1 protein-coding gene is annotated in these 641 nt (G+C 69.7%); it reads left to right on the forward strand.

Annotated features, from left to right (window positions below):
* On the forward strand, positions 1–641 hold a 641-nt coding region (locus Ato02nite_RS51085; protein WP_213013983.1), incomplete at both ends, for an AAA family ATPase.

A 641-nucleotide genomic window follows, 5' to 3' on the forward strand; every position in this document is an offset into this window, starting at 1 on the left:
ATCCAGCTGCTCTCCGGCTACCAGGGCAAGGAGCCGGCCGCGGCCGGCGCGGCGGCGGGCGAGGCTGCGCCGTCGACGAGCCTGGTGCTCGACCAGTTCGGCCGCAACCTGACCCAGGCCGCCCGCGAGGGCAAGCTCGACCCGGTCATCGGCCGGGAGAAGGAAATCGAGCGGGTCATGCAGGTGCTCTCCCGCCGCACCAAGAACAACCCGGTGCTCATCGGTGAGCCCGGTGTCGGCAAGACCGCCGTCGTCGAGGGCCTGTCCCAGTCGATCGTCAAGGGCGAGGTGCCCGAGACGCTCAAGGACAAGCAGCTCTACACGCTCGACCTGGGCGCGCTGGTCGCCGGCTCCCGCTACCGCGGTGACTTCGAGGAGCGCCTGAAGAAGGTGCTCAAGGAGATCCGCACCCGCGGCGACATCATCCTGTTCATCGACGAGATCCACACCCTCGTCGGCGCGGGCGCGGCCGAGGGCGCGATCGACGCGGCAAGCATCCTGAAGCCGATGCTGGCCCGTGGTGAGCTGCAGACCATCGGCGCGACCACGCTGGACGAGTACCGCAAGCACCTGGAGAAGGACGCCGCTCTCGAGCGCCGCTTCCAGCCGATCCAGGTCGGCGAGCCGTCGCTGGCGCACAC

Origin of the sequence: Paractinoplanes toevensis (genome assembly GCF_018332695.1) — a bacterium.
In the GTDB taxonomy this organism is placed as follows: Bacteria; Actinomycetota; Actinomycetes; order Mycobacteriales; family Micromonosporaceae; genus Actinoplanes; species Actinoplanes toevensis.